We start from the raw sequence: 26,370 nt of genomic DNA on the forward strand, positions 1-26,370 counted from the left end.
TCGGCGATGGCGGTACAGGAAGCGGACGTCATCACGTACCCCCTCCGTCATCCCCGCGAAAGCGGGGATCCAGCGCCTTTAACCTTCTCCAGGATTCAACGAGTGGCCCGTCCCGGATACCCGCCGGCATCCCGTGTCACCTCTCCGTTGCGTGCACAGACATCTGTTGAACGATGTCTTTTGCTAGATTGGCGCCATGAAGCAGACCACCCCAGACGCCCACGATCCTGCCTCCGTTGGCGACAACCGCCTCGTGGTGGCCATCTCGTCCCGTGCCCTGTTCGACCTCGGCGAAAGCAACGACCTGTTCGAGCGACAAGGCCTGGATGCCTATCGCTCGTTCCAGATCGAGCACGAGAACGACATCCTCAAGCCGGGCGTGGCGTTTCCGCTGGTGCAGAAACTGCTGGATCTCAACAAGCTGGCCGGAGACGTGCCGCCGGTGGAGGTGATCCTGCTGTCGCGCAACTCGGGCGATACGGGGCTGCGCATTTTCAATGCCATCCAGCATTACGGCCTGGAAATCAGTCGCGCGGCGTTTACCAGCGGCGCGCCGACGTCCGATTACATCGCGCCGTTCAAGGCCGACCTGTTCCTGTCTGCCAATGCCGAGGACGTGGGTCGGGCGCTAGCCGCGGGCGTGGCAGCAGCCACCATCCTGCCGTCGGTCGCGCCGCCGCGTGCCACCGAGCAGCTGCGCATCGCCTTCGACGGCGACGCCGTGATCTTTGGTGACGAAGGCGAGCGCGTCTCGCGCGAGGAAGGCCTGGAAGCGTTCCACCGCAGCGAGCGGGAGCTGGCCGAGGAGCCGCTGTCGGTGGGGCCGTTCCGCGGATTCCTCACGGCCGTGCATCGCTTGCAGGCGGCTTTCCCCGCCGAGGATTCCCCGATCCGCACGGCGCTCGTCACCGCGCGCTCCGCGCCGGCTCACAAGCGCGTGATCCTGACCTTGCGGCGCTGGGGCGTGCGTATCGACGAAGCGCTGTTCCTGGGCGGCCGCGACAAGGGGCCGTTCCTGGATGCGTTCGGTGCAGACATCTTCTTCGATGATTCGCCGGCCAATGTGGAGTCGGCACGCAAGCACGTGGCGACCGGCCACGTGCCGCACGGCGTGAGCAACCGCTAGCCGACGCCAGGCCCTTGTGGGAGCGCACCCTGTGCGCGACGACTACGAAGCGATGACGTTGTGACGGATAGGTGCGCGACCACCTGGTCGCGATGCGCGCGTCGCGCACAGGGTGCGCTCCCACAAGGGAGGCGAAGCGATGACATCGTGACGGGTGGGAGTGCGACCGTTCGCGTACACGATGCGTCCAACACTCCCGTAAGCGAGGCAACGTGCCCTTCAGGGCACTGAGTGGTCCTTGCTCGCCGTCCAGATTGCGTACCAGTCTTCTGCGTCCAGCGTGACATCCAGTGCCTTCACTGCATCCTGCAGATTCACCATGCGGCCGCTGCCCGTGATGGGGTGCGGGCGTGACGGATGGCGCAGGATCCAGGCGAACGCCAGCGTGGTCAGGCTGATGCCGTAGCGTGCGGCGATGTCGAGCATGGTGGTGCGCGTGCGCATGGCTTGCTCGTCTTCGCCATTGAACAGGCGACCGCCTGCAAGCGGCGACCAGATCATCGGGCGCAACCCGAGTTGCTGGGCCTGGTCGAGCGTGCCGTCGTCCAGTGCGTCCATCTGCAGTGGCGAAAGCTCCACTTGGTTGGTGACGAGCGGGTGGTGCTGCTGAAGCAGCGCGAACTGGCTGGTGGTGTGGTTGGACACGCCCCAATGCGCGACCTTGCCTTCGCGGGTCAGCGCCGTGAACGTGTCGGCCAGTGCAGCCGCGTCCATCAGGTAGTCCGGGCGGTGGATCAGCACCAGGTCCAGCTGTTCGGTGTGCAGGTTGCGCAGTGACTGCGCCACCTGGGTGCGCACGTAGGCCGCCGAGGTGTCGTAGTAATTGACGCGATACGGGCGATCCGTCGAGCGCAGGCGAATCCCGCACTTGGTCACCAGCTGCATGCGTCCGCGCAGCGTGGGCGAAGCCTTCAGCGCTTCGCCGAATTGCGCCTCCGCCTGGTAGCTGCCGTAGATGTCGGCGTGGTCGAACGAGGTGATGCCCAGCTCCAGCGCCTGCTCGATCCAGCGCACGCGTTCGGCCACGCTGAGTTGCCAGTCGGTGATGCGCCAGAGGCCGGCGACGATAGGCGAGAGTGAGAAGGAGGCTGGCTGCATGGTCATCGGAAAGCGAGTGGGGCACGCAGTGTGCCAAGCACCGCGCGGGTCTGCCAGCACCGGCTTCAGTGCCGGGGTGGGTTCGCGTCGGCGGTTTTCGTGTCGCTCAGCTGGTCGGCCGACCAGCCCCCGCCCAGGTCACCGATCAACGACACCGCATCGAGCAGTCGTTGCTGCTGCACGTTGAGGGCGGTCTCCTGCGTGCTGAGCTGGGTGGCCTGCGCCACGGCGGCAGTGGTGTAGTCCACGGTGCCGGCCTGGTATTCGTTGAGGGCTATCTCCGCGCCGCGGGTGGCGTCGCTTACCGCCGCATCCAGCACCTTGGCCTGCTGGGCCAGGATGTTGAGGCCTGAAAGATCGTCTTCCACGTTCTTGAGCGCGGTCAGCACGGTCTGTCGGTAATTGGCGACGGCAGCCTCGTAGTTGGCTCGTGCCTCGGCCACCTGACCATGGCGCGCGCCGGCGTCGAAGATGGTTTCGCCGACATCCGCGCCGAGTGACCACACGTGGTTGGCCACGTGCAGCAGGCCAGCAAGCGGCGACTGCGAAAAACCATCGGCGGCGGACAGCGAGAGGGAGGGATAATAGGCGGCCACCGCCACGCCGATTGCCGCGTTCTGCGCCGCCATGTCGCGTTCGGCCACGGAGATATCCGGGCGCCGCTGCAACAGGGTGGAGGGTACGCCGCTGGGCACGTCGGGCAGCGAGGGCATCGCCGTACTGTGGGGAATCGGCAGCTCTTCCGGGTTCTTGCCGACCAGCACCGCGATGGCATGCGCGTACTGCGCGCGCGCCACGCCAAGCGCAAGCAGGCTGGACTGGGCGTTCTCCAGTTGCGTGCGGGCGGTGATGACATCGGATGGCGGCACGGTGCCTGCCTTGCCCTGGTTGTCCACCACGCGCAGGGATTCCTGGTAGGCGGCCACGGTCTTGTTCAGCAGGTCGATGTTGGCGTCGGTCACGCGCAGTTCGATCACCGCCGTTGCCAGCGCGGTCTGCTCGGACAGCGTCGCATTCGCCAGGGTGGCCTGGCTGGCCTCGGCATTGGCCTTGTTCTCCTCCACGGTGCGGCGCACCTTGCCCCACAGGTCGGGCGCCCAGCTCACATTGCCTTCCAGCGAGCCGCTGGTGCTGATGGGCGACAGATGTTCCACGCCGCTGCCGGCGTTGCCTGCGGCGGCGCGTTGCTTGCTGGCGGCGCCGCTGATGCCGATGGTGGGAAACAGCGAGGCGCGCGCCACCTGCACTTCGGCCAGGGCGGCCTGGTAGTTGGCGTAGCTCTGAGCGACGGTCTGGTTGGACACCGATACCTGCGGCTCCAGCTCGTTGAGCAGCGGATCGTTGAAGGCAGTCCACCAGTCACCCTTGGGGGCTTCGGCAGCGCTGGGCGTCGCCGCGGTCCAGCCGGGCAGTTCCTCGTAGTGGGTGGGCACGTTCACCGCGGGGCGGTGATAGTCCGGTCCGACCATGCAGCCGCCGAGCCCCACGGCCAGCGACACGGCAAGCAGCTTGCGGCATAGCTTCGTGTTCATGCGTTCACGTCCGAGCGGTTCCACGGCAGGCCCTCCGACCAGTGGGCAAGCCTGACGCGCAGGCGATCGAGATAGAGATAGATCACCGGCGTGGTGTACAGGGTGAAGATCTGGCTGAGGATCAGTCCGCCCATCACGGTGATGCCCAGCGGCTGGCGCAGCGAGGCACCCTGGCCGATACCGACCGCGAGCGGCACGGCGCCGAGCACCGCTGCCGCGGTCGTCATCATGATCGGGCGCAAGCGCACCACGGCGGCATCGTGGATGGCCTTCTTCGGCTCCATGCCCTGGTCGCGCTGCAAATGGATGGCTACGTCGATCATCATGATCGCGTTCTTCTTGACGATGCCGATCAACAGGATGATGCCGATCATCGCGATCACCGAGAACGGCGTGCCGAAGATCAGCAGCGCCAGCGTCGCGCCGATGCCCGCCGACGGCAGGGTGGACAGGATGGTGATGGGGTGCACGGTGTTCTCGTAGAGCACGCCCAGCACGATGTAGACCGCAGCCAGCGCGGCCAGGATCAGCAGCGGCATGGTGCCCATCGACTGCGCGTACACCTGCGCGGCGCCGGCACTGCCGCCGTGGATGGCCGCGGGCATGCCGATGTCTGTGCCTGCCTGGTTGATGGCCGCCAGTGCCGCGCTCAGCGAACCGCCCGGCGGCAGGTTGAACGAGATGGTGCCTGCCACCAGGCCGCCCTGGTGGTTGACCTGGGTGGCGGTGTGGTTGCTGATATAGCTGGCCAGCGCCGGGAACGGCACCATGGTCTCGGCCGCCGTGCTGTCGGCGCTGCCGCTGGAGCTGCCGCCTTTGGCGTTGGAAATCGCATTCGTCAGCTGGTTGGCCTCCGCGTCGGCATTGAGCGCATTGGTGCTGGATGTGGCACTGGTGGCGGTCACTGCCTTCGGCAAGGTGACGCCCGAGACCAGCGCCTTGGACATCTGCGTCTGCTGCGTGCCGGTGGGATTGCCGGCGGCGGTGCTGAAGCGCAGGCGGTCGATGGTCTGCGGGTATTGCCAATACCGGGGCGCGACTTCCATCACCACGTAGTACTGGTTGAGCTGGTTGTAGATGGTGGAGACGGTGCGCTGGCCGAAGGCGTCGTACAGCACGCTGTCGATCTGGTTGGGCGCGAAGCCGTAGCGCGCAGCGGTGGCGCGATCGATGTTCACGTAGATCTGCAGGCCGTTCTGCTGCAGGTCGGAATTCACGTCGATGAGCTTGTCGCGATCCTTGCCCAGTGCCGTCACCAGCCGTGGCACCCACGTGAACAAGCTGTCCGGGTCGTCGCTGGTCAGCGTGTACTGATATTCCGCGGCGGACTGGCGACCACCGATATGCAGGTCCTGCGCCGCCTGCAGGAACAGCTTGGCGCCGGACACTGCATTGAGCCTGGGTCGCAACCGCTCCACCACTTGCGCGGCGGACAGCTTGCGCTGCGCCAGCGGCTTCAGTTCGATGAACACGTTGGCGGAGTTGAGCGCGCGGCCACCGGTGAAGCCGGCAACGGATGCCACCGCCGGATCCTTCTGCACGATTTCCTGCAACTGCGCGAGCTTCTGTTCCATGGCCTGGAACGAGATGCTCTGGTCGGCAATGATCTGGCCGACCAGGATGCCGTTGTCCTGCTCGGGGAAGAAGGTGGATGGCAGCAGCCGCACCAGGAGCACGTTGAGCACGATCAGTCCGATCAGGCACAGGATCACCAGCCCCGCGCGATCGATCACCGTGTGCAGCGATCGCGAATAGGCCTGCCGGAAGCGATCGAACTGACGCTCGTACCAGACGGCCCAGCGCGCGCGAGAATGCAGCGTGCGACGGCTCAGTACGTGGGCCGCCATCGTGGGCGTGACGGTGAGCGAGATGACCAGTGACAGCAGGATGGCGGTGGACAGCGTCACCGCGAATTCGTGGAACAGCAGGCCGACGATGCCCGGCATCAGCAGGATCGGCAGGAACACCGCGATCAGCGACAGGCTCATCGAGATCACGGTGAAGCTGACCTCGGCACTGCCGAGCATCGCCGCCTCGCGCACATCCATGCCGGCCTCGACGTGGCGCACGATGTTTTCAAGCACCACCACCGCGTCATCGACCACGAAACCGGTGCCGATGGTCAGCGCCATCAGCGACAGGTTGTCGATGCTGTAGCCCATCAGGTACATCGGGCCGAAGGTGCCGATGATGGACAGTGGCAGCGCCACCGCCGGTACCAGGATGGCGCGTGGCGACTGCAGGAAGATGTAGACCACGCCGATCACCAGCAGCACGGCAATGCACAGCGTGCGTTCGGTGTCGTTCACCGCGGCGTTCACCGATTGCGAGCGATCCACCGCGACACCGATGTGCACGTTGTGCGGCAGGGTCGCCTCGATCGAGGGCAGCACGCGGTGGATCTGCGCCACGGTGTTGACGATGTTGCTGCCGGGCAACGGATACACGATCACCAGCACCGCCTCCTGCCCGTTGTAGAGGCCAGCGTTGCGGAGGTTTTCAGCCGAATCGCTCACCGCGGCCACATCGCGCAACTGCACAGGGGCGTTGTTGCGGTAGGCGATCACCAGGTCGCGATAGGGCGCGGCCTTGCTGATCTGGTCGTTGGACAGCACCTCGTAACGCTGGCCGTTCTCGTCGATATGGCCTTTCACGCTGTCGGCATTGGCGGCACTGATGGCGGCGCGTACGTCTTCCAGGCCGATGCCGTAGCTGTTGAGCCGGTCCGGCTCCAGCTCCACGCGCACCGACGGCAGCGCGCTGCCGCCGAGGGTGATCTGGCCCACGCCGTCGACCTGCGACAGCTGCTGCTGGATCACCGAGTCGGCCGAGTCGTAGAGCTGGGCGCGAGTAAGCGTGTGCGAGGTCAGCGCCAGCACCATGATCGGCGAGTCGGCGGGGTTGTATTCGCGATAGGTCGGGTTGTTGCGCAACGTGCTGGGCAGATCGGCGCGCGAGGCCTGGATGGCGGCCTGCACATCGCGCGCGGCGCCGTTGATGTCGCGGTTGAGGCCGAACTGCGCCACGATTATCGAGGTGCCCACGGTGTTCTGCGAGGTCAGTTCGGTGACGCCTGCGATGGTGCCCAGGCGGCGTTCCAGTGGTTCTGCCACGGTGGAGGCCATGATGGCGGGACTGGCGCCGGCCATGCTGGCCTGCACGACGACCACGGGGAAGGTGATGTTGGGCAGCGGCGCCACCGGAAGGTGGAAATACGCCAGGAAACCGGACAGCAGGATGGCGGCGGCCAACAGGGTGGTCGCCACCGGGCGCTGGATGAAGACGCCGGGGATGTTCACGGCGACTCTTCCGCGGGCTCGCCGCTGGCCTTGCGTCCGACGCGCTGCGCCAGGCGATCGAAGAACAGGTAGATCACCGGCGTGGTGAACAAGGTGAGCATCTGGCTAAGCGCCAGGCCGCCGATGATCGCCAGGCCCAACGGGCGACGCAGTTCCGAGCCGGTGCCCGAGCCAAGCAACATGGGTAGCGCGCCCAGCATGGCCGCGAGCGTGGTCATCAGGATCGGGCGGAAGCGCAGCAGCGAGGCCTCGAAGATGGCTTCTTCCGGTGGCTTGCCCTGCACGCGCTCAGCCTCCAGCGCGAAGTCCACGATCATGATCGCGTTCTTCTTCACGATGCCGATCAGCAGCACGATACCGATGATGCCGATCACGTCCAGGTCGCTGCCGGCGATCATCAGTGCGAGCAGCGCGCCGATGCCGGCCGAGGGCAGGGTGGAGAGGATGGTCACCGGATGGATGAAGCTCTCGTACAGCACGCCCAGCACGATATAGACGGCCACTAGCGCGGCGATCAGCAGGTAGACCTCGCTGGACAGTGAATCCTGGAAGGCCTGCGCCGCGCCCTGGAAGGTGGAAGTGATCGACGAGGGCAGGTGCACGGCCTGCTCGACATCGTTGATCTCCTTCACCGCCTTGCTGAGCGATGCATCCTTGGCCAGGTTGAACGAGATGGTGATGGCGGGAAACTGCGCCAGGTGGCTGATCACCAGCGGTGACTTGGCGGTCTTGATGGTGGCGATGCCCTTGAGCGGCACCTGGCCAGTGCTGCCGGTCTGGCTGGGCAGGTACAGGTCGCCCAGCGATTCCACGGTGGGAATGCTCTCGGGTTTCGCCACCAGGATCACACGGTACTGGCTGGCCTGCTCGAAGATGGTGGAGACGATGCGCTGGCCCAGCGCGTCGTACAGCGCGTTGTCGATGGTGGCGGCGGTGATGCCGTAGCGCGCGGCGAGCTGGCGGTTCACCTCGACGTTGACGCTGAGGCCATCATTGTTGAGGTCGCTGGTGACGTCGGTGATCGAGCGGATCTGCTTCATGCGCGTGATCAGCTCGGGCACGTATTGCAGGAAGGCCTGCTGGCTCGGCCCGCGCAGCACGAACTGGTACTGGTTGGGCGAGATGGTGGTGTCCAGGGTGAGGTCCTGCTCCGGCTGCAGGAACAGCCGGATGCCGGATACGCTGGCCGTTTCGTCCTGCAGGCGGCGTGCGATCTCCGCCGCGCTGGACGAGCGATCGTCGCGCGCCTTCAGGTTGATCAGGAAGCGGCCGTTGTTGAGCGTGGTATTGGTGCCGTCGATGCCGACGTAGGAGGTAAGGCTGGTGACATCGGCATCTTTCAGGATCGCATCGGCGAGCGCCTGCTGGCGGGTGACCATGGTGCTGTAGGACGCCGAGTTGTCGGCCACGCTGATGCCCTGCAGCACGCCCACGTCCTGCACCGGAAACAGGCCCTTGGGAATCACCACGTACAGCACGATGGTTAAGGCCAGCGTGACCAGGAACACCAGCAGCGTGGCGGTCTGGTGCTCCATCACGATGTGGAGCCCGCGCTTGTAGGCTGCCAGGGTCTTGTCGAACAGATGCTCGCTGACGCGTTCGAAGCGGCTGGGGTGGCGCTCGGCCTGCGCACGCAACAGGCGCGCGCACAGCATCGGCACGAGGGTCAGCGACACCACTGCCGAGAGCACGATGGTCACCGCGAGGGTGACCGCGAACTCGCTGAACAGGCGGCCGATCACGCCGCCCATGAACAGCAGCGGGATCAACACGGCGATCAGCGATATGGTCAGAGACAGGATGGTGAAGCCGATCTGCCCGGCGCCTTCCAGGGCGGCTTCCAGCGGCGTCTTGCCTTCCTCCAGATAGCGCACGATGTTCTCGATCATCACGATCGAATCGTCCACCACGAAACCGGTGGCGATGATCAGCGCCATCAGCGACAGGTTGTCGATCGAATAGTTGAGTTCGTACATCAACGCCAGCGTGCCCACCAGCGATACCGGCACCGAGATGCTGGGGATGAAGGTGGCCGGCAGATTGCGCAGGAACACGAAGATCACCAGCACCACCAGCACCACCGCCAACACCAGCTCGAAGGCGGCGTCGGTCACCGACGAGCGGATCACGCCCGTGCTGTCGGAGACCACCTCGACATGCATGCCTGCCGGCAGCGTCGATTCGAGCTGCGGCAGCTCCTTCATGATCTGGTCGACGGTGGCGATCACGTTCGCGCCGGGCTGGCGCTGCACGTTGAGCACGATGGCCTGCGTCCTGTCGTACCAGGCGCCTTGCTCGGTGTTCTGCGCGGCCTGGCTGACGCGGGCCACGTCGCGCAGATAGACCGGCGCGCCGTTCTGGTACGACACGATGGTGTCGAGGTAATCCTGCGGATCGTGGATCTGGTCGTTGCCGTTGATGGTGTAGTCCAGATCCGGGCCGTCGATGTTGCCCTTGGGCTGGCTTACGTTGACGTTGGCGATCAGCGAACGCAGGTCGTCGATGTTGAGCCCGTATCCGGCGAGTTTCTTCGGATCGGCCTCGACGCGGATGGCCGGCACATTGCCACCGGCCGGCGTCACCAGGCCCACGCCCGGCACCTGCGAGATCTTCGCGCCCAGCCGGTTGTTGGCGATGTCCTGCAGTTGCGGCAGCGACATCGAGTGGGACGTGACCGCGAGAGTGAGGATGGGCCGATCGGCCGGGTTCACCTTGGCGTAGGTGGGCGGCGCGGGCAGGCCCGAGGGCAGCAGGCTGTTGGCTGCGTTGATTGCCTCCTGCACGTTCTGTTCGGCCACGTCCAGGTTGAGCGACAGGTCGAACTGCAGCGTAATGATGGAAGCGCCCGCCGAACTGTTGGAGGTCATCTGCTGCAGGCCGGGAATCTCACCCAGTTGCACCTCCAGCGGTGCGGTCACCGTGGTTGCCATCACGGTGGGGCTCGCGCCGGGATAGAAGGTCTGCACCTGGATCGTCGGATAGTCGACGTTGGGCAGCGAGGACACCGGCAGGAAGCGGATCGCGACGAGGCCGACCAGCACGAGGGCGATCATCAGCAGCGACGTCGCCACCGGCCTGAGTACGAACAGCCGGGAGATGTTCATCAGACGCTGACCCGTCGCTCAGGAAGCGCTGGAGGCCGCGCCGTGCGATCGCTTGCCGCTGGCGTGTGAGGCATGCGACGCGCCCGTGCTGCTGGCTGCGGCGGGTTGGGCCGATGCGGCCTTGATCTTGGCGCCATCGCTCAGGCGATCCATGCCATCGGTCACCACCTGCTGGCCGGCGCTGAGGCCGGCCAGGATCACGGTGTGCTTGCCGTCGCTGGGGCCGGGGGTCACCTTGTGCACCGACACGGTCTGGTCGGCATTGACCAGATACACGTAATAGCCCGGCGCGCCGCTCTGCACGGCGGGCGTGGGCACCTGCACGGCGTTGTGCAGCGTGTCGACCAGCAACTGCACGTTGACGAATTCGTTCGGGAACAGCACCTCGTCGTCGTTGGGGAAGGTGGCGCGCAAGGTCACCGTGCCGGTGCTGGTCGCCATCTGGTTGCTCAGCGCATACAACTCGCCGGTGGCCAGTTGCTTGCTGTTGTCGCTGTTGAACACGGTGACCGGCAGCTTGGTGCCGCCGTTGACCCGCTGCAGCACCTGGCCCAGCGAGTTCTGCGGCACGGTGAACTGCACGGTGGTCGGCTTCATGGTGGTGATGGTGACGATGCCCGGCGAGCTCGACTGCGTGACGTAGTTGCCCGGATCGACCAGGCGCAGCCCAACGCGTCCGGCCACCGGTGCGGTGATATGGCAGTACGCAAGGTCCAGCTCGTCTTGCGCGATGGCGGCCTTGTCCGCCTTCACCGCGGCCTCGTCCTGCTGCACCGTGAATTTCTGGTCGCTGTAGGTCTGCTCCGCGATCGACTTCTGCTCGTGCAACTGCGTATAGCGGGCCAGGTCAGCGCGCGCCTGGTCCAGGCTGGCCTGGTCCTTCGCCAGTTGTGCCTCGGCCTGTTGCTTGTTGATCTCGTACTGGCGCGGGTCGATCTGGGCAAGAAACTGGCCCTTCGCCACGTCCTGGCCTTCCTGATAGCCCACTTCGGTGAGGTAGCCGCTCAGTTGCGGCAGCACGTTGACGGTGGCGATGGGCGTCACGGTGCCCAGCGCGCTCAATCGCTCCGGCATGTCACCGAGCGTAGCCGCTGCCGTGCTGACGACCTGCGGAGGACTGCCGGTGCGCGTTTTCTGGCCGGTGAGGATGTGGACGATCATCAACACCACCAGCGTGGCGATGACCAGTCCGGCGATCCATGCGCCACGGCGCCTGGGGCGCGGCCGGGATGCCGTCGCGGCATCGGCGCTCATGCGCTATCTCCCAGCTTCAATGCAACGTTCACAGCGTCGAGCCATGGCACGGCATCACCCTTGCGTCAGCGCAGCCGATCAGCGTGAAGGCCACCCTGAAAGCTGCCGGAGCATCTATTAACGACCCGTGCGGTTCAGGGTTGACGCCAGACCCCTGCGTGCCAGTGAGGTCATCGCGTCCACGCGCAGCCGCAGCCTGTGCACTGATCGCACAGGCATCGTCATGGAGGAGTGATGCCACCTATGGCGGGGCGGCCAGGGAGAAAGCAGCGGGCGCCGCTCAGACCATGCGCGTGCGTTTCCACCAGCCCGTGACCTGTTCCTCGCGTACGAGTGTGAACAGGCCCGAACCGAGGATGAGCACGATGCCGACCAGCATGGGCCAGTCCAGGTGATCGCCGAACAGCCAGTAGCCGAAGAAGATGGCCCACAGCATCTGGCTGTACTGCGTGGGTGCGACGCGGTTGGCCGGCGCGTGATGCGTCGCCAGCATCAGCAGCACGCCGGCAAGTCCGGCCAGCAGGCCGTAACCTGCGAGCAGGATCCACTGGTGCGCGTTGGGCCACACGAACGCGGGCAGCATCAATGCGCCGCCGCTGACCAGCGGTCCGATGACGCCGGCGCCGTAGAGGCTGATGCGCTTTTCGTGCGGTCCGGCCATGCGCAGGGCCACCACCGACACGGCGCCGGAGAGGCCGCAGCTCATCGCCGCGAAGTGGCCCACGCCGAGTGCGCGAAAGCCGGGGCGCAACACCACCAGTACGCCGATGAAGCCCACGATCACTGCCGACCAGCGTCGCCAGCCCACGTGTTCCTTGAGGAAAACCACCGACAGCAGGGTCACGAAGATCGGCAGCAGGAAGATCAGCGCGAACGCCTCCGCCATCGGCAGCGCGGTGAACGCGATCACCGCCGAGATGTTGCAGATGGCGCCGGTGATCGCGCGGATCCACCACAGGCTCGGTTTGCGCGCGTGAAATACGTCGAGATAGCGGTCGCCCGGCTTGCGGATGAACGGCAGGGCGCTGAGCATCAGCACGGCACCAAAAAACACCGCCTCGTAGGCGGGCAGGGTGCCGTGCAGGGATTTCACGAAGGCGTCGCTGATCGCGTAGGCGGCGTAGCAGGCGAAGCCTAGAAGAACACCTTTGAACATGAATGGTCCGGCGGGGGAGCGGGGTACCTGTGTGCCGTCCCGCCGAGGCATGAACCGGAGCATCGGTGGAAACCCGGCAAAGCCCGGCCCACGCCCGTCGGGGCGCGCCGGAATGGCGGAAAGCGCCGTGCATGGTCCCACAGCGGGCCCCGGGCGCCTACCCCGCGCCTGCTGCACCCCGCCATGACCCGCACGTAAGGGCCCGCTAGAATGGGAGTTTGTCCCCAGTCACGGAACTCCCGCATGTCCGCTCGCCTGAACCCGCTCGATCTCTACGACGTCCGCTCGCTGCTGTCCGACGAAGAACGCATGGTGCAGGACTCGGTTGGCCGTTTCGTCGACGAGAGGGTGTTGCCGATCATCGGCGACTGCTTCGACCAGGGCCGCTTTCCCAAGGAGCTGGTCCCCGAGATCGCCAGCCTGGGTCTGCTGGGCGCCACCATTCCGGAAAAGTACGGCTGCGCCGGCATGAACGGCGTGAGCTACGGCCTGATCTGCCAGGAGCTGGAGCGCGGCGATTCCGGCCTGCGCAGCTTCGCCTCGGTGCAGAGCTCGCTGTGCATGTATCCGATCTACGCCTACGGCACCGAAGAGCAGAAGATGCACTACCTGCCGAAGATGGCGGCGGGCGAGGTCATCGGCTGCTTCGGCCTCACCGAGCCGCACGGCGGTTCCGATCCGGCCAACATGAAGACGAATGCCAAGAAGGACGGCGGCGACTGGGTCATCAACGGCGCCAAGATGTGGATCACCAACGGCAACCTCGCGCACATCGCCATCGTGTGGGCGCAGACCGAGGACGGTATCCAGGGCTTCATCGTGCCCACCGACACCAAGGGTTTCACCGCGCAGGAAGTGCACAAGAAGATGAGCCTGCGCGCGTCGGTGACGTCCGCGCTGTTCTTCGACAACGTGCGCGTGCCGGAAGCCAACCGCCTGCCTAACGTGAAGGGCCTGAAGGGTCCGCTGGGCTGCCTCACGCAGGCGCGCTACGGCATCACCTGGGGCCCGATCGGCGCTGCGCAGGCCTGCCTGAAGGAAGTGCTCGACTACACGCAGGAGCGCGTGCTGTTCGGTCGCCCGTTGGCTTCCAACCAGGCCATCCAGATCAAGATGGCCGAGATGGCCCGCCGCATCACCATGGCGCAGCTGCTGTCGCTGCAGCTCGGCCGCCTGAAGGATGCCGGCAACATGCAGCCGACGCAGGTGTCGCTGGCCAAGTGGAACAATTGCCGCATCGCCATCGACATTGCGCGCGAATGCCGCGACATCCTCGGCGGCGCCGGTATCACGACGGAACATGTGGCCATCCGTCACGCGTTGAACCTGGAATCGGTCATCACCTATGAAGGCACCGAGACGGTGCATCAGCTGGTGGTCGGTCGTGAGTTGACCGGCATCAACGCGTTCTGAAGGGCCAATCACGATTTCCGTAGGGCAAATGACGGTGAGGGGAGACGGGCGATGATGGCTGGATTCACTCCATGAGCTGGCAAGACATTCGCATCGAAACCGATCGACTCATCCTCCGTCCCACCAGGGCGGAGGATTTCGAAGGCTGGGCGGCGTTGATGGCCGACGAGGAGAACTCGCGCCATATCGGTGGCCCGCAGCCGCGCGCTACCGCGTGGCGAGGATTCCTGTCGATGGCCGGCGCCTGGGCCATCCAGGGTTACGCCATGTTCTCGGTGATCGAGAAGGACAGCGGGCGCTGGATCGGACGCCTGGGCCCGTGGATGCCCGAGGGTTGGCCCGGCACCGAGGTGGGCTGGGGCATCGTGCGCGACGCCTGGGGCAAGGGCTATGCGACCGAAGGCGCCGTGGCCGCGATCGACTGGGCATTCGACACGCTGGGCTGGAGCGAAGTGATCCACACCATCGCACCCGACAACACCGCCTCGCAGATCGTGGCGCGCAAGCTGGGTTCGACCTTGCGCGGTCCCGGCCAGTTGCCGGCGCCGTTCGAGCACGTGACGGTCGAAGTCTGGGGCCAGTCGCGCGAGCAGTGGCGGAGTCGCCGCAAGTGAGCCACGTCACGCCCGCGCTGTTCGCCACGCTGGCCGAGATCGTGCCGGAACTGCATGTGCATTGCCTCGATCCGTGGTGCGTGATCGGCAGTGCCGCCGCGTTGCTGGCGGGCGCCGAAGTGAGCGTGGCCGATGTGGATGTGCTCACGTCACGCGAGGACGCCGGGCGGTTGATGGCGCTGTGGGCTGAGCGGCGCGAATCCACGCACGAGCCTGAAGGAGCGGAGCGTTTTCGTTCGTACTTCGCGCGATTCCGTTTTCCGGGGCTGCCCGTTGAGGTGATGGGCGGGCTGGAGCTCAATCAGGGCGATGGTTGGACGCCCGTATCCGCAGGCCGTCTGGTGCTGGCCGGATTGAACGGGCTCGCCGTGCCGATGCCATCGGTCGATGACCAGATTCGGATACTCGAGAGCTTTGGCCGAGAGAAAGATCTGGCACGCGCGAAGTCGCTGCGCGCTTTCACTTCCTCTCCCCTCCGGGCGACCCGGAGGTAGTCCCGTGGGAGAGAGGACTGAGGTGAGGGGCGGGTGCTCGCGATGACGTCGCTACGGAGCATGCTTCGACATGGCCGCATCGCAAGATTGGCCCCTCACCCCAACCCTCTCCCCGAAGGGGAGAGGGAGCAGATGCGCGGCGAGACCGTGCGCGCGTCTGATCATTATTCCCACTCTGCCGCCCCCGCGGCTGTTCGTTGACGAGACATCATGACCGCCATTCCGTATTCCCTCACGGCACGCCACAAGGGTTTCAACCGCGCCGAAATCGTCGACCAGAACTTCACCGAGTTCGTCCAGCTGTGGAACGGTGAGGTGCATGCGCCGCACGGTGCCCATTCGCCGGTGCTGCCTGGCAGCTCGCTCGATGCGACGGGCTTTCGCGAGCTGCTGGAATCGCAGCTGATCAGCCGTCACCTCGACTTGATGGCGCGCGTTTTGCGCGTGCAGAACAAGGTGTTCTACACCATCGGCTCCAGTGGCCACGAAGGCAACGCGATGGTTGCGCGTCTCACGCGCCATACCGATCCGGCCTTCCTGCACTACCGCTCGGGCGGCTTCATGGCCGAGCGCTTCCGCAAGCTGCCGGGCATGGACCCGGTGATGGACTCGGCGCTCTCGTTCGCTGCAAGCATGGAAGATCCGGCTTCCGGCGGGCGCCACAAGGTGTGGGGCAGCAAGCCGCTCTGGGTCTTGCCGCAGACCTCCACCATCGCCTCGCACCTTCCCAAGGCGCTGGGTACCGCGGTTGCCATCGAACAGGCGCGTCGCATCGGTCACAAGCTGCCGATTCCCGAGGACAGCATCGCGATCTGCTCGTTCGGCGATGCCTCGTCGAATCATGCCACCGCCCAGACCGCCTTCAACGCTGCAGCATGGACGGCTTACCAGAAACTGCCGGCGCCCGTGCTCTACGTGTGCGAGGACAACGGCATCGGCATCTCGGTGAAGACGCCGAGCGGATGGGTGGCGAACAATTTCCGTCATCGCGCCGACCTCGACTACTTCTTTGCGGATGGTCTCGATCTCGCGAACGGTTACGCGCAGGTGCAGGAGGCGGTGGAGCACTGCCGCACCACGCGGCGCCCGACCTTCCTGCATCTGCGCACCACGCGCGTGATGGGCCACGCGGGCACCGATTTCGAAATCGAATGGCGCAGCGTGGAAGAACTGTTTGCCGTGGAGGCCAGCGATCCGCTGCTGCGCTCCGCGGAAATTGCCTTGTCCTCCGGCTTGTACACCAAGGAATCGCTGCTGGCGCTGTACGAAGCCACGCGCAAGCGCTGCTTCGAGGCCGCCGAGGATGCCGATCGTCGCCCGCGCCTGACCACGCTCGAACAGGTGATGAAGCCACTGGCGCCGTACACGCCCGAGGCGGTGAAGGTCGAAGCAGAGCGCACCGATTACCAGGATCGCCGCATCGCCGCCTTCGGTAGCGAAGACAAGCTGCCCGAGAAGCAGCCGCCGCGCCATCTGGCCATCCAGATCGGCCAGGCGCTGCACGACATCATGGCGAAGTATCCGGAGTCGCTGCTGTTCGGCGAAGACGTCGCGCAGAAGGGTGGCGTGTATACCGTCACCAAGGGCCTGCACAAGACCTTCAAGGGCAGCCGCGTGTTCAACACGCTGCTGGACGAGACCATCATCCTCGGTCTTGCCCAGGGCTACGCCAACATGGGCATGCTGCCGATCCCCGAGATCCAGTACCTCGCGTATTTCCACAACGCCTGCGACCAGATCCGTGGCGAAGCGGCGTCGCTGCAGTTCTTCTCCAACGACCAGTACCGCAACCCGATCGTCATGCGCGTGGCGAGCCTGGGCTACCAGAAGGGCTTCGGCGGGCATTTCCACAACGACAACTCGATTGCCCCGCTGCGCGACATCCCGGGTCTCGTGGTCGGTTGCCCCAGTCGCGGTGACGACGCGGCCACCATGCTGCGTACCATGACTGCGCTGTCGAAGGTGGATGGCCGCGTATGCGCTTACCTCGAGCCCATTGCGCTGTACATGACCAAGGATCTGTACGAAGCCGGTGACGGCCAATGGCAGTTCAGCTATCCGGCACCGGGCGAAGCGATGACGTTGGGCGAGGGGCGCGTGTACAACGAAACGGCCAACGACCTGGTGGTCTTCACATTCGGCAACGGCGTGCCGATGTCCCTGAAGGCCGCGAAGACCATCGAAGCGGAACTCGGCTGGAAGGTTCGGGTGGTCGACCTGCGCTGGCTGGCGCCTCTCAACAACGCCTTCATCGCGGAACAGGCACAATCGGCGAAGCGCATTATCGTGCTGGACGAGGGTCGACGCAGTGCGGGGGTGGGCGAGGGCATCATCACGGCTATCGTGGAAGGTGGTCATGGCGCCACGCCGCTGCAACGCGTGGTAGGTGCGGACACCTACACGCCGCTTGCAGGCGCCGCATTGCTGGTGTTGCCAGGCGAGGTGGACGTCGTCGCCGCGGCACGCAAGCTGGCCTGACGAGCGCACGGTGCACCGGTTCTGGGCCGGTGTGCCTCGGGGCGGTTCGTCGCGATCCGGCGCGGAAAGGGTTCCCATGACGTGTCGCTTTGCACCCTTGCTGGTCTTGTCGATTTCGATGGCTGCCTGTTCGACGCCACACGAGCAGGCGGGCGCACCAGCCCCGGTGGCCGCCACGCAGGCTGTTCCCAGTCTCGACAAGAGCGGGACGCTGTACTTCTACGGGCTCTTGCAGAGGCCGGACTTTTCACTGGCTTTCGCCGCCATGCCCGGCACGGGGCAGCTCCCTTCGTGGACGCGACATGACGGGACCTCCACTCCAGCGCAGAGGGTCGAGGTGGCGGGCCACGAACAATGGCTGGCCGGAGCCTGCAAGCCGCACGATTGCCCGACGGAACGCATCCTGGTGCTGTACGACGCCAATGCACACGCGATGACGGGCCTGTTCGCGCGCCGCAAGGAGCAGGCCATGGATATCGACAGCAACGACCCGACCAACGACGAGCTGACCTGGCTCGGTGTTCCGGACGACCAGACGAAGCAGTTTCTGCACGAGCGCATGTACTCGTCGAAGTAGGCGACGCCAGATTCTCCTGGTGCCGTCTACGCCACTCGGATGCCTGCTTATGGAGCGCGATGTCGCTGCCGCCAGTTTTCCGCGCCGGCAATGCAGATCACGAGCCATATCAGGCCGCTCGCGTAACCTGCCATGACGTCGCTGAAGTAATGCACCTGCAGCACGATGCGGCTCAGTCCGATCACCGTCACCATGGCGACCGCAGCGGCGATCACGAGGCGATGCCATCGATGCGGCAACAGGCGTAGCAGCACGTAGGCGAGCATGCCGTAGAACACCATGGCGCCGAACGCGTGGCCGCTGGGGAAACTCCAGCCGTGCTCGACGATGAAGCCGTGGTTGTGCAACGGACGCGGACGCCGGAACAGCGCCTTCAGCCCGCTGTTGAGCGGAACGATGGCGGCCATGGCGATGGCCCAGCAGGTAGCCAGCTGCAGCTGCCGGCGCATCAGCAGGATCGCCAGGACCACGACGGTGATCGTGGCGACCGAGCCGAGGTCGCCGAGGTGGGACACGGCGGCAACGACGCGCAATACCGAGGGTTGCATGCGCTGGTGCAGATCCTCGGCCAGCGTGGAGTCAAAGCCCGGCAGTCCGTTGCCAGCCTCCACGCCGATGGCGAGCGCGATCGCGGCGAACAGGAGCAGGGCAGCCAGCAGCAGGGCTACGGCCGTGCGCGTTCGCATCACCACCGGCTCGCGCCCCTGCTGCAGCGCGAAGTCGCGCTGGCGGCGATTCCATTGCCAGGCGAGGTCGCCTGTCAGGCAGGCGAGCACCAGCAGGGCCGCCCAGAGTGGCAGGGCGTGCGCGGCAATCCATTCCACCAGTTCGGTCATCAAGGGCAGGTCCAGGGGCTGGCGCGCCATGATCCCTGCTGGGACGACAGTCGTCGAGGGTTCGCTCACGGCATGACTTCCAGTGCTGGTCAGCGCCCGCGTTTGCCGCGATAGTGGCGCGATTCATAGCCCAGGAGCCCACGATGTCCCAGCGACGCTTTTCTCCACGCCTGGCAGGTTATTGCGCCCTGTTGGTGCTGGCCGCACCGGTGTGGGCGCAGACCAGTGCTCCCGCAGCCGCACCGGTGGTGGCAGCCACCGCCGCCCAGCCGGCGCTGCCCGCGCAGTTGCAGGATTTTAGTGCGTACATGGACAGCGTCCGCAAGCAGTTCGACGTGCCGGGCATCGCGGTTGCCATCGTCAAGGATGGACAGGTGGTGATGGAGCAGGGCTTTGGCGTGCGCGAGCAGGGCAAGCCGGAGCCGGTGGATGCGCGCACGCTGTTCGCGATCGCTTCCAACACCAAGGCCTTCACCGCCGCCTCGCTGCAGATGCTGGCCGAGGAAGGCAAGCTCAACATGGATGATCGCGTGATCGATCATCTGCCGTGGTTCCAGATGTCCGATCCGTACGTCACCCGCGAAATGCGCGTGCGTGACCTGCTCGCGCATCGCAGCGGTCTCGGTCTCGGCGCGGGCGACCTGCTGTACTGGCCGCCCACGGCGTATTCCACCAAGGAAGTGGTGCAGCGTCTGCGCAACGTGCCGCTGGCCACCAGCTTCCGCAGCGCGTACGCCTACGACAACATCCTGTTCGCCGTGGCTACGCTGGTGATCGAGCAGGTGTCGGGACAGAGTTACGCCGACTTCATCCGCGATCGCATCTTCAAGCCGGTAGGCATGGACGAGTCGCTGGTCGACATGACGGCGCTCAAGCCTGGCATGGACGTCGCCATGGGCCACGCGAAGTTCAACTTCACCGAGCTCAAGCCGGTACCGCCGATGGCGTGGTCCAACAACTCGGGCGCGGGTGGCATCTATTCCAGCGTGCATGACCTGGCGAAGTGGATGAACGTGCAACTTGCTGGCGGAAAGTTGCCCAACGGCAAGCCGCTGTTCTCGGAAGACAGCCAGAAGCAGATGTGGTCGATGCTGATTCCGATAAAGATCGGCGAGCCGTCGGTGCCGGAGCTGAAGGATACGCGTCCCAATTTCGCCGGCTACGGCGAAGGCTGGTCGCTGTCCGACTATCGCGGACAGCGCCTGGTGTGGCACACGGGCGGCTGGCCCGGCATGGTGTCGCGCGTCACGCTGGTGCCGGAACTGAAGCTGGGCGTGGTGGTGCTCACCAACCAGGAATCCGGCGCCGCCTTCAACGCCGTGACCTATCGCGTGCTCGATGCCTATATGGGGCATGACAAGAAGGACTGGGTCGCCGCCTATGCCGCGGCCGTGAAGAAATCAGAAGGCGGCGCGGACGACAGCTGGCAGAAGCACCTCGCGGCACGCGACAAGAACAGCAAGCCTTCGCTGTCGCTGGCCAGTTACGCCGGCACCTTCCGTGACCCGTGGTATGGCGACATCGTGGTGAGCCAGCAGGGCGGCAAGCTGCGCCTCAAGTTCTCCAAGACCGCGCAGCTGGTGGGCACCATGGAGCCGTGGCAGCACGACACCTTCATCGTGCGCTGGGACGATCGCGCACTCAACGCCGATGCCTTCGTGACCTATGCATTGGATGCGGACGGCAAGGTGCGTGATGTACGCATGCAGCCGATCTCGCCACTCACCGACTTCAGCTTCGACTTCCAGGACCTTCGCCTCACGCCGGTGAAGGAAGCGAAGGCAGCCGCGTCACACTGACGGCGAACGCACGATATATGAGACGCCATCCATGACGATGGCGTCTCTCGTCGGGATCAATCCGCCCCCGACACCCGCAACGGGTGTCGTAGCAGCAGAGGGATTTGCCTGCTGCACGTTATCGGCAACATGCAGGATGTTGCTGGATTTTCACGCAAATATTCTTTAAAAAAAGCCCTAAAGGCCGCCTCCCGAACGCCGATACCGAAGGTAAGGGGGAAACATCCGCAGGCGAAATCACTCATGTCTCATGGAGACATGACGGGCAGTCATGCGCCTGCAGTTCGTGGGAATGTCTGCGGTGGTCGCATCGGGTTGCCTGCGCAAGAGCGTGCAAGAACCGTCCCCTGAGCCTTCATATCCGGGCACGCCGTGCGTGTCTGGAAAACATCACATCGAGGAACAGGCCATGGGCAAAGAGACGCCGGATATGCCGCTGGAGCCGCAGGAACTGAAGGCCGTCAGCGACGCCTTGAATCGCGTGCAGGCGGTGATCGAGTTCGATCTGAAGGGCAAGATCCTTCATGCCAACGAAAACTTCCTCAGCACGCTGGGCTACACGCTGGACGAGATCCAGGGCCAGCATCATCGCATCTTCTGCGAGCCAGCCTACGCCGCCAGCGCCGAGTACAAGGCGTTCTGGGAGAACCTGGGCAAAGGCATCCTCGATCGCGGTGAATACAAGCGCATCGCCGGCGATGGTCGCGAAGTGTGGATCAACGCCTCGTACAACCCGGTATTCGACGAAGCGGGCAAGCCCTACAAGGTGATCAAGTTCGCCACCGACGTCACTGCCAGTCGCGAGCAGAGGGCGGAATACGAGGGCAAGGTCAACGCCATCGGCAAGGCACAGGCGATCATCGAGTTCGGACTGGACGGCCAAGTGCTCCAGGCCAACGAGAACTTCCTGGCAGCGTTGGGTTATCGGCTGGAGGAGATCCAGGGGCAGCATCACCGCATGTTCTGCGAGGAGAGCTACACGGCCAGCCAGGCGTACGCCGAGTTCTGGGCCAAGCTCAACCGCGGCGAATTCGATACCGGTCGTTACAAGCGCGTAGGCAAGGGCGGCAAGGTCATCTGGATCCAGGCGACCTACAACCCGATCTTCGACGGCAACGGCCGCCTGCAGAAAGTGGTGAAGTTCGCCACCGACGTCACCTCCCAGGTCGAACTGGAGGAGTCCGTTAAGTGGCGGGCGGCGGAAGACCAGCGCAAGGTCGAGGAGCTCCTGAAGGTGGTGCGTCGCGCCGCCGAGGGCGATCTCACCGGCACCGTGCATGTGGAGGGTAGCGAACCCATCGACCAGCTCGCCGATGGCATCCAGCAGATGATGGGCGACCTGCGCTCGGTGATCTCCAAGGTCATCGATTCGGCCGGTGGCTTCTCCTCGTCGTCGCACGAGATCGCGGGCCGTGCCGGCACGGTTGCCAGCGGAGCCCAGCTGCTGGGGGCGACGGTGGAGGAAATGAATGCCTCGATCGAGGAACTCACGGCCTCGATCAACTCGATCGCCACGAACTCGCGCAGCGCCGACCAGGTGGCAAAGGATACGCACCAGGAGGCCGAACGCGGAGCCAAGGCGATCGCGCGCTCCATCGAGGCGATGGAGCTGATCAATCGCTCGTCCGAGGACATCAGCGAGATCATCAAGGTCATCGGTGAGATTGCCAGCCAGACCAACCTGCTTGCATTCAACGCGGCGATCGAAGCGGCCCGCGCGGGCGAGCACGGTCTCGGTTTCTCGGTAGTGGCGGACGAGGTGCGCAAGCTGGCCGAGCGTTCGTCCCAGGCGACCAAGGAGATCTCGAAGCTCATCAATGAATCGGTCAAGCGCGTCACGCAGGGCAGCGAAATCTCCCGCCAGGCGGGTGAGGCGTTCGAGAAGATCGTGGCTGGTGTAAGCCGAACGACGCAAGCGATCTCGGAGATTTCCTGTGGCGCGGACGAACAGTTGGTGGCGGCTCGCGAAGTGAGCGCCGCTATCCAGCAGGTGGCGGAGGAAACCGAGAAGTCGGCCGCCTCGTGCGACACCATCGCGCGCTCCACGACCGCTCTGAACCAGGGGGCCGAGGTGTTGAACACGACGGTCCGCCGCTTCGTCGTCTGAGGCAGCGCCATGGAATGCGAGGGTGAGATCGACCAGGCCATCCAGCGCGCGCTGCTGGATCGTGTGCACCGCCATACGGGCATCCATATGGCGGACAGGAAATGGACCCTGCTGCAGGGCCGGCTGCGCCGGCGCCTGCAGACACTGACGCTGGACAGCTACCGGGACTATCTGTCGGTGCTCGAAGAGCGGCCGGATGAGGTAGGGCATTTCATCAACCTGGTCACCACCAACGAGACCTCGTTCTTCCGGACGCCACGCATCTGGGAGTATCTCTGGCAGCAGGCGCTCCCCGAGTGGTTTCGGCGGAATCGCGGTGCCACGTTGCAGATATGGTCGGCCGCGGCTTCCACCGGTGAAGAAGCGTATTCCATGGCCATGCTTTGCGAAGAGTTCCGCGAGCAGCATCCGGCGTTCAAGTACCAGATCCTGGCCACCGACATCGCTTCGCAGGTCTTGCAGGCAGGCCGCGCGGGGCGTTACCAGGGGCGCAATGTCGATGGCCTCTTGCGGGCCCGGCCTGCCATGGCGTCGAAATATTTCGAGGCGGATGGTGACGGTTTCACCGTCTCGCCCTCACTTCGTGCCCACGTGGTGTTCAGAGAGCACCATTTGCACAAGCGCCTCGATGGGGCGGCGCGCTTCGACATCACGCTGCTGCGCAACGTGCTCATCTATTTCGATGACGAGGGGCAGCGCACGGTCCTCGAGCATGTGCGGCGTGCGATGGCACCCGATGGTGTGCTGATCATCGGCGAATCCGAGTCGCTGACACGGCTCAACGTGGGCTTCGATTTCGAGCAGCCGCTGATCTATCGGCGGAAGGATCGCGTGGATGCGTGACCGGGAAGACATCCAGGTGCGCATGTGCGAGGTCAGGGTAGGGCGTGGCGATGACGTGCTGCATGCCATCCTCGGATCGTGCGTGGGCATCGGCCTGCTGTGGCGGCAGCGGGGTCTCTACGGGCTCGCGCACTGCCTGCTGCCTGAGCCGCCGCAGCCGGTCGAAGGCCACGGTGCGAAGTACGTGACGACGGCGTTGCCGACCTTGCTCTCGATGATGCAGCTGGACCGGTCGCATCACGGGGAGGTCGAAGCGGTCATCGCCGGAGGTGCCTGCATGGTGCAACACGCCACGCCGCCCAGGCATGGACTGATCGGCGAGCAGAACGCAAGCATGGCTCGGCGCTTGCTGGCGCAGACCGGCATTCACGTGGTGCATGTGGATGTCGGCGGCGAAAACGGGCGCCAGATCGTGATCGATTGCGCCCAACATCATTACGCGGTTCGCATCATCGGCCGCCCCGTTGCATAGGAGTCCTGTCGTGGAACAGAGCATCGCATCGTCCGTGCGGAAAAATGGCGCCGAGTTGTTCGGTTCGTTCCACCTGGGCGACGCCGAGCTGGTGCTTCCCGTGGCGGTGGTGCAGGAGGTGGTGAACTATCCACAGGCCATCACGGCCTTGCCGCTGTCACCGGCGCATTTGCTGGGGCTGTTCAACCTGCGTGGCAGGCTCATACCGATCGTGCATCTTGGGCAGCTTCTGAAGATTGCCGACAGGGGCGAACGCACCGAGGCAAAGGTCGCCATCGTCGAGCTGCCGGAAGGATGCGTGGGCCTGCTGTTCGACGCCACCGGTGAAATCCTGCGCGTCCATGGCGAAGAAAAAGTGATGTTTGGCGGCGCCGGTGCCTCGTTGATCGGCGGTGTGCTGAAGCTCGATGAAGGCAACCGCATCCTGCAGATGCTCTCCGTCGAGGCACTGGCCAGCTTGCCTGGCATGCCCGTGCTCAAAGGGGACGCACAATCCCGAGCCTCGAATCGGCTTCGCGCTGCCCAGGGGCAGCGTCGGCAGGGCGTGTCTTTCCGCGTGGGCGACAGCTACCTGGCCCTGCCGATGGGATCCATCCACGAGATCATCCGCGTACCGGAACTGCTCAGTTCCGTGCTCGCCAGCGAGCTTTGCCTGGGCATGCTCAACCTGCGCGGCGATACGTTGCCCGTGCTCGACTTCGCGCGGTTCCTGGGACTCGCTTCTTCGACGACTGGCGATATTGCACCGGGCGACTTCGACGATCCGCGCCGGATCCTTGTCATTCGCCAGCGCGACATCTGCCTTGGCCTGCTGGTGGACGATGTGGAGAGCATCGTGAGCTATCGCGACGAGGAACTGCTAGCCATACCTTCGTTCCATGCATGGCGCACGGAATGTTTCGCCGGCTGCATCAGCAAGCCCGATGGCCGGCATATCCTGCTGTTGAGCGAGGCGGCGCTGGTGGCGGACACCACGCTACTCGACGTGACCGACGGTCACCGCGAGCTCTACAGGGCCGAGCAAGACGGCCAGGTCGGGCGGGGCAAGCGTCGTCCGGGGGCGCGGGAAACCTATGTGACGTTCCGGCTCGATCAGTTGATGGGGATGCGCATCGAACAGCTTCGCGAGGTGATCGATTACCCTCCCGCGGTGATGCAGCCGCCGGGTGCGCCTGACTATGTGCGTGGCATCCTCAATCTTCGACATCGGCTGGTGACCATCATCGACCTGCGCGCTCTGTACGGCATGAGGGGCTACAGCGATCTCGGCGAATCCAAGGTGCTGGTGGTCGAGAATGGCGAGGAGAAATTCGGTCTGGTCGTGGATGCCATTGAAAACATCGTCACCATCGATGCTCAGGACAAACTTCGCGTCCCCAGCGTGCTCAGCAACCAGATCGACCAGGCGCTGCGCAACGACATGAAGGAAGTGGTCGAGCTGCCGGATCAACGGACGTTGATGCTGCTGGATGCGGCCCCCCTCAAGGCCCGCCTGGCTGGCGAAACCCTGCATTGAGGCCGGTGCTGAGGGTGTCGAAGGACGTAAACCTGCTGCCGCTTTAACGCATGAACTTGCGCCTTTCGGCCTTGCGTTTTTGCGAGTCGAATCACTCCTTGCGTCCGTCGCAGGAACCCATCATGTTGCGCCGCCGGCCAAGCGCACCCAGGGGGCGCGGCTTCCGGCGAATCACGATGGAGAGATGCATGAAGAAAGTACTGTTCGCCCTGACGCTGGGTGCCGTGATGACCGCCCCGGCGCTGATGGCGGCGCCTGCGCCGTACGGCCAGGATCACGACTACTACGACCATGGTCAGGACCGCGATCACGACCATGATCGCGATCACGACCACGATCATGACCGTGATCGCTATGAGCACGAACGCCACGAAGATCATGATCGCCGTGAATACGTGATCGTGCACGACCGGGGCATGCACGAGGGCTGGTATCACCGTGGCGGCTACGTCCCGGCGGAATATCGCGACAGCCGTTACGTGGTGCAGGACTGGCGTACCTACAACCTGGCGCCGCCGCCGCGTGATCACCAGTGGGTCCGCAGCGATACGGGTGAGTTCCTGCTGGTGGCGGCTGCCACGGGCGTCATCACCGACATCATCATCAACAGCCATTGATGGTATGGCCGCACCGCGCGTGATCGCGGTGCGGC

19 protein-coding genes are annotated in these 26,370 nt (G+C 64.9%); 12 read left to right on the forward strand and 7 right to left on the reverse strand.

The features are described 5' to 3' along the window. The first annotated feature begins 196 nt into the window (after positions 1 to 196). Positions 197 to 1,126, forward strand: a complete 930-nt coding sequence (locus EPB08_RS17760; protein ID WP_130620430.1) for a 5'-nucleotidase — start codon at positions 197 to 199, stop codon at positions 1,124 to 1,126. A gap of 219 nt (positions 1,127 to 1,345) precedes the next feature. Here the strand turns inward: EPB08_RS17760 and EPB08_RS17765 are convergent, their stop codons facing one another. The 6 genes from EPB08_RS17765 to EPB08_RS17790 all read right to left on the reverse strand — a co-directional run bounded on the left by EPB08_RS17765 (position 1,346) and on the right by EPB08_RS17790 (position 12,569). After that, complete coding sequence (locus EPB08_RS17765; RefSeq protein ID WP_130620431.1) at positions 1,346 to 2,224, reverse strand: aldo/keto reductase; 879 nt, start codon at positions 2,222 to 2,224, stop codon at positions 1,346 to 1,348. A 65-nt stretch (positions 2,225 to 2,289) separates the two neighbouring features. Next, complete coding sequence (locus tag EPB08_RS17770) at positions 2,290 to 3,756, reverse strand: efflux transporter outer membrane subunit (RefSeq protein ID WP_130620432.1); 1,467 nt, start codon at positions 3,754 to 3,756, stop codon at positions 2,290 to 2,292. Next, positions 3,753 to 7,055: an efflux RND transporter permease subunit gene (locus tag EPB08_RS17775; RefSeq protein ID WP_130620433.1), complete on the reverse strand. Its 3,303-nt coding sequence runs from the start codon at positions 7,053 to 7,055 to the stop codon at positions 3,753 to 3,755. Before EPB08_RS17775 ends, EPB08_RS17770 begins: the two co-directional genes overlap by 4 nt. Beyond that, on the reverse strand, positions 7,052 to 10,159 hold the full coding sequence (locus EPB08_RS17780) for an efflux RND transporter permease subunit (RefSeq protein WP_130620434.1): 3,108 nt from the start codon (positions 10,157 to 10,159) through the stop codon (positions 7,052 to 7,054). The genes EPB08_RS17775 and EPB08_RS17780 overlap by 4 nt, the downstream gene beginning before the upstream one ends. Before the next feature lie 18 nt (positions 10,160 to 10,177). After that, positions 10,178 to 11,413 (reverse strand): efflux RND transporter periplasmic adaptor subunit, encoded by a 1,236-nt coding sequence (locus EPB08_RS17785; RefSeq protein ID WP_130620435.1) that lies wholly within the window; start codon positions 11,411 to 11,413, stop codon positions 10,178 to 10,180. Between the two features lie 280 nt (positions 11,414 to 11,693). Next, complete coding sequence (locus EPB08_RS17790; protein WP_130620436.1) at positions 11,694 to 12,569, reverse strand: DMT family transporter; 876 nt, start codon at positions 12,567 to 12,569, stop codon at positions 11,694 to 11,696. 243 nt (positions 12,570 to 12,812) lie between these two features. On the opposite strand from EPB08_RS17790, the gene EPB08_RS17795 reads away from it, so the two are divergent. The 5 genes from EPB08_RS17795 (at position 12,813) to EPB08_RS17815 (ending at position 18,145) form a co-directional block, all read left to right on the forward strand. Further along, complete coding sequence (locus EPB08_RS17795) at positions 12,813 to 13,982, forward strand: acyl-CoA dehydrogenase family protein (protein ID WP_130620437.1); 1,170 nt, start codon at positions 12,813 to 12,815, stop codon at positions 13,980 to 13,982. A 71-nt stretch (positions 13,983 to 14,053) separates the two neighbouring features. Beyond that, positions 14,054 to 14,596 carry a GNAT family N-acetyltransferase gene (locus tag EPB08_RS17800; RefSeq protein ID WP_130620438.1) on the forward strand — a complete coding sequence of 181 codons (543 nt, stop codon included), beginning with the start codon at positions 14,054 to 14,056 and terminating at the stop codon, positions 14,594 to 14,596. Next, positions 14,593 to 15,090, forward strand: a complete 498-nt coding sequence (locus EPB08_RS17805) for a nucleotidyltransferase family protein (protein WP_130620439.1) — start codon at positions 14,593 to 14,595, stop codon at positions 15,088 to 15,090. Before EPB08_RS17800 ends, EPB08_RS17805 begins: the two co-directional genes overlap by 4 nt. 210 nt (positions 15,091 to 15,300) lie before the next feature. Beyond that, complete coding sequence (locus EPB08_RS17810) at positions 15,301 to 17,568, forward strand: thiamine pyrophosphate-dependent enzyme (RefSeq protein WP_130620440.1); 2,268 nt, start codon at positions 15,301 to 15,303, stop codon at positions 17,566 to 17,568. A gap of 76 nt (positions 17,569 to 17,644) precedes the next feature. Beyond that, positions 17,645 to 18,145, forward strand: a complete 501-nt coding sequence (locus EPB08_RS17815) for an Ivy family c-type lysozyme inhibitor (protein WP_130620441.1) — start codon at positions 17,645 to 17,647, stop codon at positions 18,143 to 18,145. A gap of 47 nt (positions 18,146 to 18,192) precedes the next feature. On the opposite strand, the gene EPB08_RS17820 is transcribed toward EPB08_RS17815, so the two are convergent. After that, positions 18,193 to 19,011 (reverse strand): phosphatase PAP2 family protein, encoded by an 819-nt coding sequence (locus EPB08_RS17820; RefSeq protein WP_229238398.1) that lies wholly within the window; start codon positions 19,009 to 19,011, stop codon positions 18,193 to 18,195. A 113-nt stretch (positions 19,012 to 19,124) separates the two neighbouring features. Here EPB08_RS17820 and EPB08_RS17825 point away from each other — a divergent pair, with 113 nt between their 5' ends. The 6 genes from EPB08_RS17825 (at position 19,125) to EPB08_RS17850 (ending at position 26,335) form a co-directional block, all read left to right on the forward strand. Continuing rightward, positions 19,125 to 20,780, forward strand: a complete 1,656-nt coding sequence (locus EPB08_RS17825; RefSeq protein WP_130620442.1) for a serine hydrolase — start codon at positions 19,125 to 19,127, stop codon at positions 20,778 to 20,780. A gap of 409 nt (positions 20,781 to 21,189) precedes the next feature. Further along, a complete protein-coding gene (locus tag EPB08_RS17830; RefSeq protein ID WP_165418533.1) occupies positions 21,190 to 22,887 on the forward strand; it encodes a methyl-accepting chemotaxis protein in 1,698 nt (565 codons plus the stop codon). Between the two features lie 9 nt (positions 22,888 to 22,896). Continuing rightward, complete coding sequence (locus tag EPB08_RS17835; RefSeq protein ID WP_130620443.1) at positions 22,897 to 23,730, forward strand: CheR family methyltransferase; 834 nt, start codon at positions 22,897 to 22,899, stop codon at positions 23,728 to 23,730. Continuing rightward, positions 23,723 to 24,202, forward strand: a complete 480-nt coding sequence (locus EPB08_RS17840; protein WP_130620444.1) for a chemotaxis protein CheD — start codon at positions 23,723 to 23,725, stop codon at positions 24,200 to 24,202. Before EPB08_RS17835 ends, EPB08_RS17840 begins: the two co-directional genes overlap by 8 nt. A 10-nt stretch (positions 24,203 to 24,212) precedes the next feature. Beyond that, positions 24,213 to 25,718 (forward strand): chemotaxis protein CheW, encoded by a 1,506-nt coding sequence (locus EPB08_RS17845; RefSeq protein WP_130620445.1) that lies wholly within the window; start codon positions 24,213 to 24,215, stop codon positions 25,716 to 25,718. A 188-nt stretch (positions 25,719 to 25,906) separates the two neighbouring features. Beyond that, positions 25,907 to 26,335 (forward strand): RcnB family protein, encoded by a 429-nt coding sequence (locus EPB08_RS17850; protein WP_130620446.1) that lies wholly within the window; start codon positions 25,907 to 25,909, stop codon positions 26,333 to 26,335. Positions 26,336 to 26,370 lie beyond the last annotated feature (35 nt).

Origin of the sequence: Dyella amyloliquefaciens (assembly GCF_004296575.1) — a bacterium.
Lineage (GTDB): Bacteria > Pseudomonadota > Gammaproteobacteria > Xanthomonadales > Rhodanobacteraceae > Dyella > Dyella amyloliquefaciens.

Bases quoted from the DNA above. Each gene is read 5' to 3' on its own strand.
- EPB08_RS17760 (WP_130620430.1), top strand. From the start codon at position 197: ATGAAGCAGACCACCCCAGACGCCCACGATCCTGCCTCCGTTGGCGAC.
- EPB08_RS17765 (WP_130620431.1), bottom strand. From the start codon at position 2,224: ATGCAGCCAGCCTCCTTCTCACTCTCGCCTATCGTCGCCGGCCTCTGG.
- EPB08_RS17770 (WP_130620432.1), bottom strand. From the start codon at position 3,756: ATGAACACGAAGCTATGCCGCAAGCTGCTTGCCGTGTCGCTGGCCGTG.
- EPB08_RS17780 (WP_130620434.1), bottom strand. From the start codon at position 10,159: ATGAACATCTCCCGGCTGTTCGTACTCAGGCCGGTGGCGACGTCGCTG.
- EPB08_RS17785 (WP_130620435.1), bottom strand. From the start codon at position 11,413: ATGAGCGCCGATGCCGCGACGGCATCCCGGCCGCGCCCCAGGCGCCGT.
- EPB08_RS17790 (WP_130620436.1), bottom strand. From the start codon at position 12,569: ATGTTCAAAGGTGTTCTTCTAGGCTTCGCCTGCTACGCCGCCTACGCG.
- EPB08_RS17795 (WP_130620437.1), top strand. From the start codon at position 12,813: ATGTCCGCTCGCCTGAACCCGCTCGATCTCTACGACGTCCGCTCGCTG.
- EPB08_RS17800 (WP_130620438.1), top strand. From the start codon at position 14,054: ATGAGCTGGCAAGACATTCGCATCGAAACCGATCGACTCATCCTCCGT.
- EPB08_RS17810 (WP_130620440.1), top strand. From the start codon at position 15,301: ATGACCGCCATTCCGTATTCCCTCACGGCACGCCACAAGGGTTTCAAC.
- EPB08_RS17815 (WP_130620441.1), top strand. From the start codon at position 17,645: ATGACGTGTCGCTTTGCACCCTTGCTGGTCTTGTCGATTTCGATGGCT.
- EPB08_RS17820 (WP_229238398.1), bottom strand. From the start codon at position 19,011: ATGGCGCGCCAGCCCCTGGACCTGCCCTTGATGACCGAACTGGTGGAA.
- EPB08_RS17825 (WP_130620442.1), top strand. From the start codon at position 19,125: ATGTCCCAGCGACGCTTTTCTCCACGCCTGGCAGGTTATTGCGCCCTG.
- EPB08_RS17830 (WP_165418533.1), top strand. From the start codon at position 21,190: ATGGGCAAAGAGACGCCGGATATGCCGCTGGAGCCGCAGGAACTGAAG.
- EPB08_RS17835 (WP_130620443.1), top strand. From the start codon at position 22,897: ATGGAATGCGAGGGTGAGATCGACCAGGCCATCCAGCGCGCGCTGCTG.
- EPB08_RS17840 (WP_130620444.1), top strand. From the start codon at position 23,723: ATGCGTGACCGGGAAGACATCCAGGTGCGCATGTGCGAGGTCAGGGTA.
- EPB08_RS17850 (WP_130620446.1), top strand. From the start codon at position 25,907: ATGAAGAAAGTACTGTTCGCCCTGACGCTGGGTGCCGTGATGACCGCC.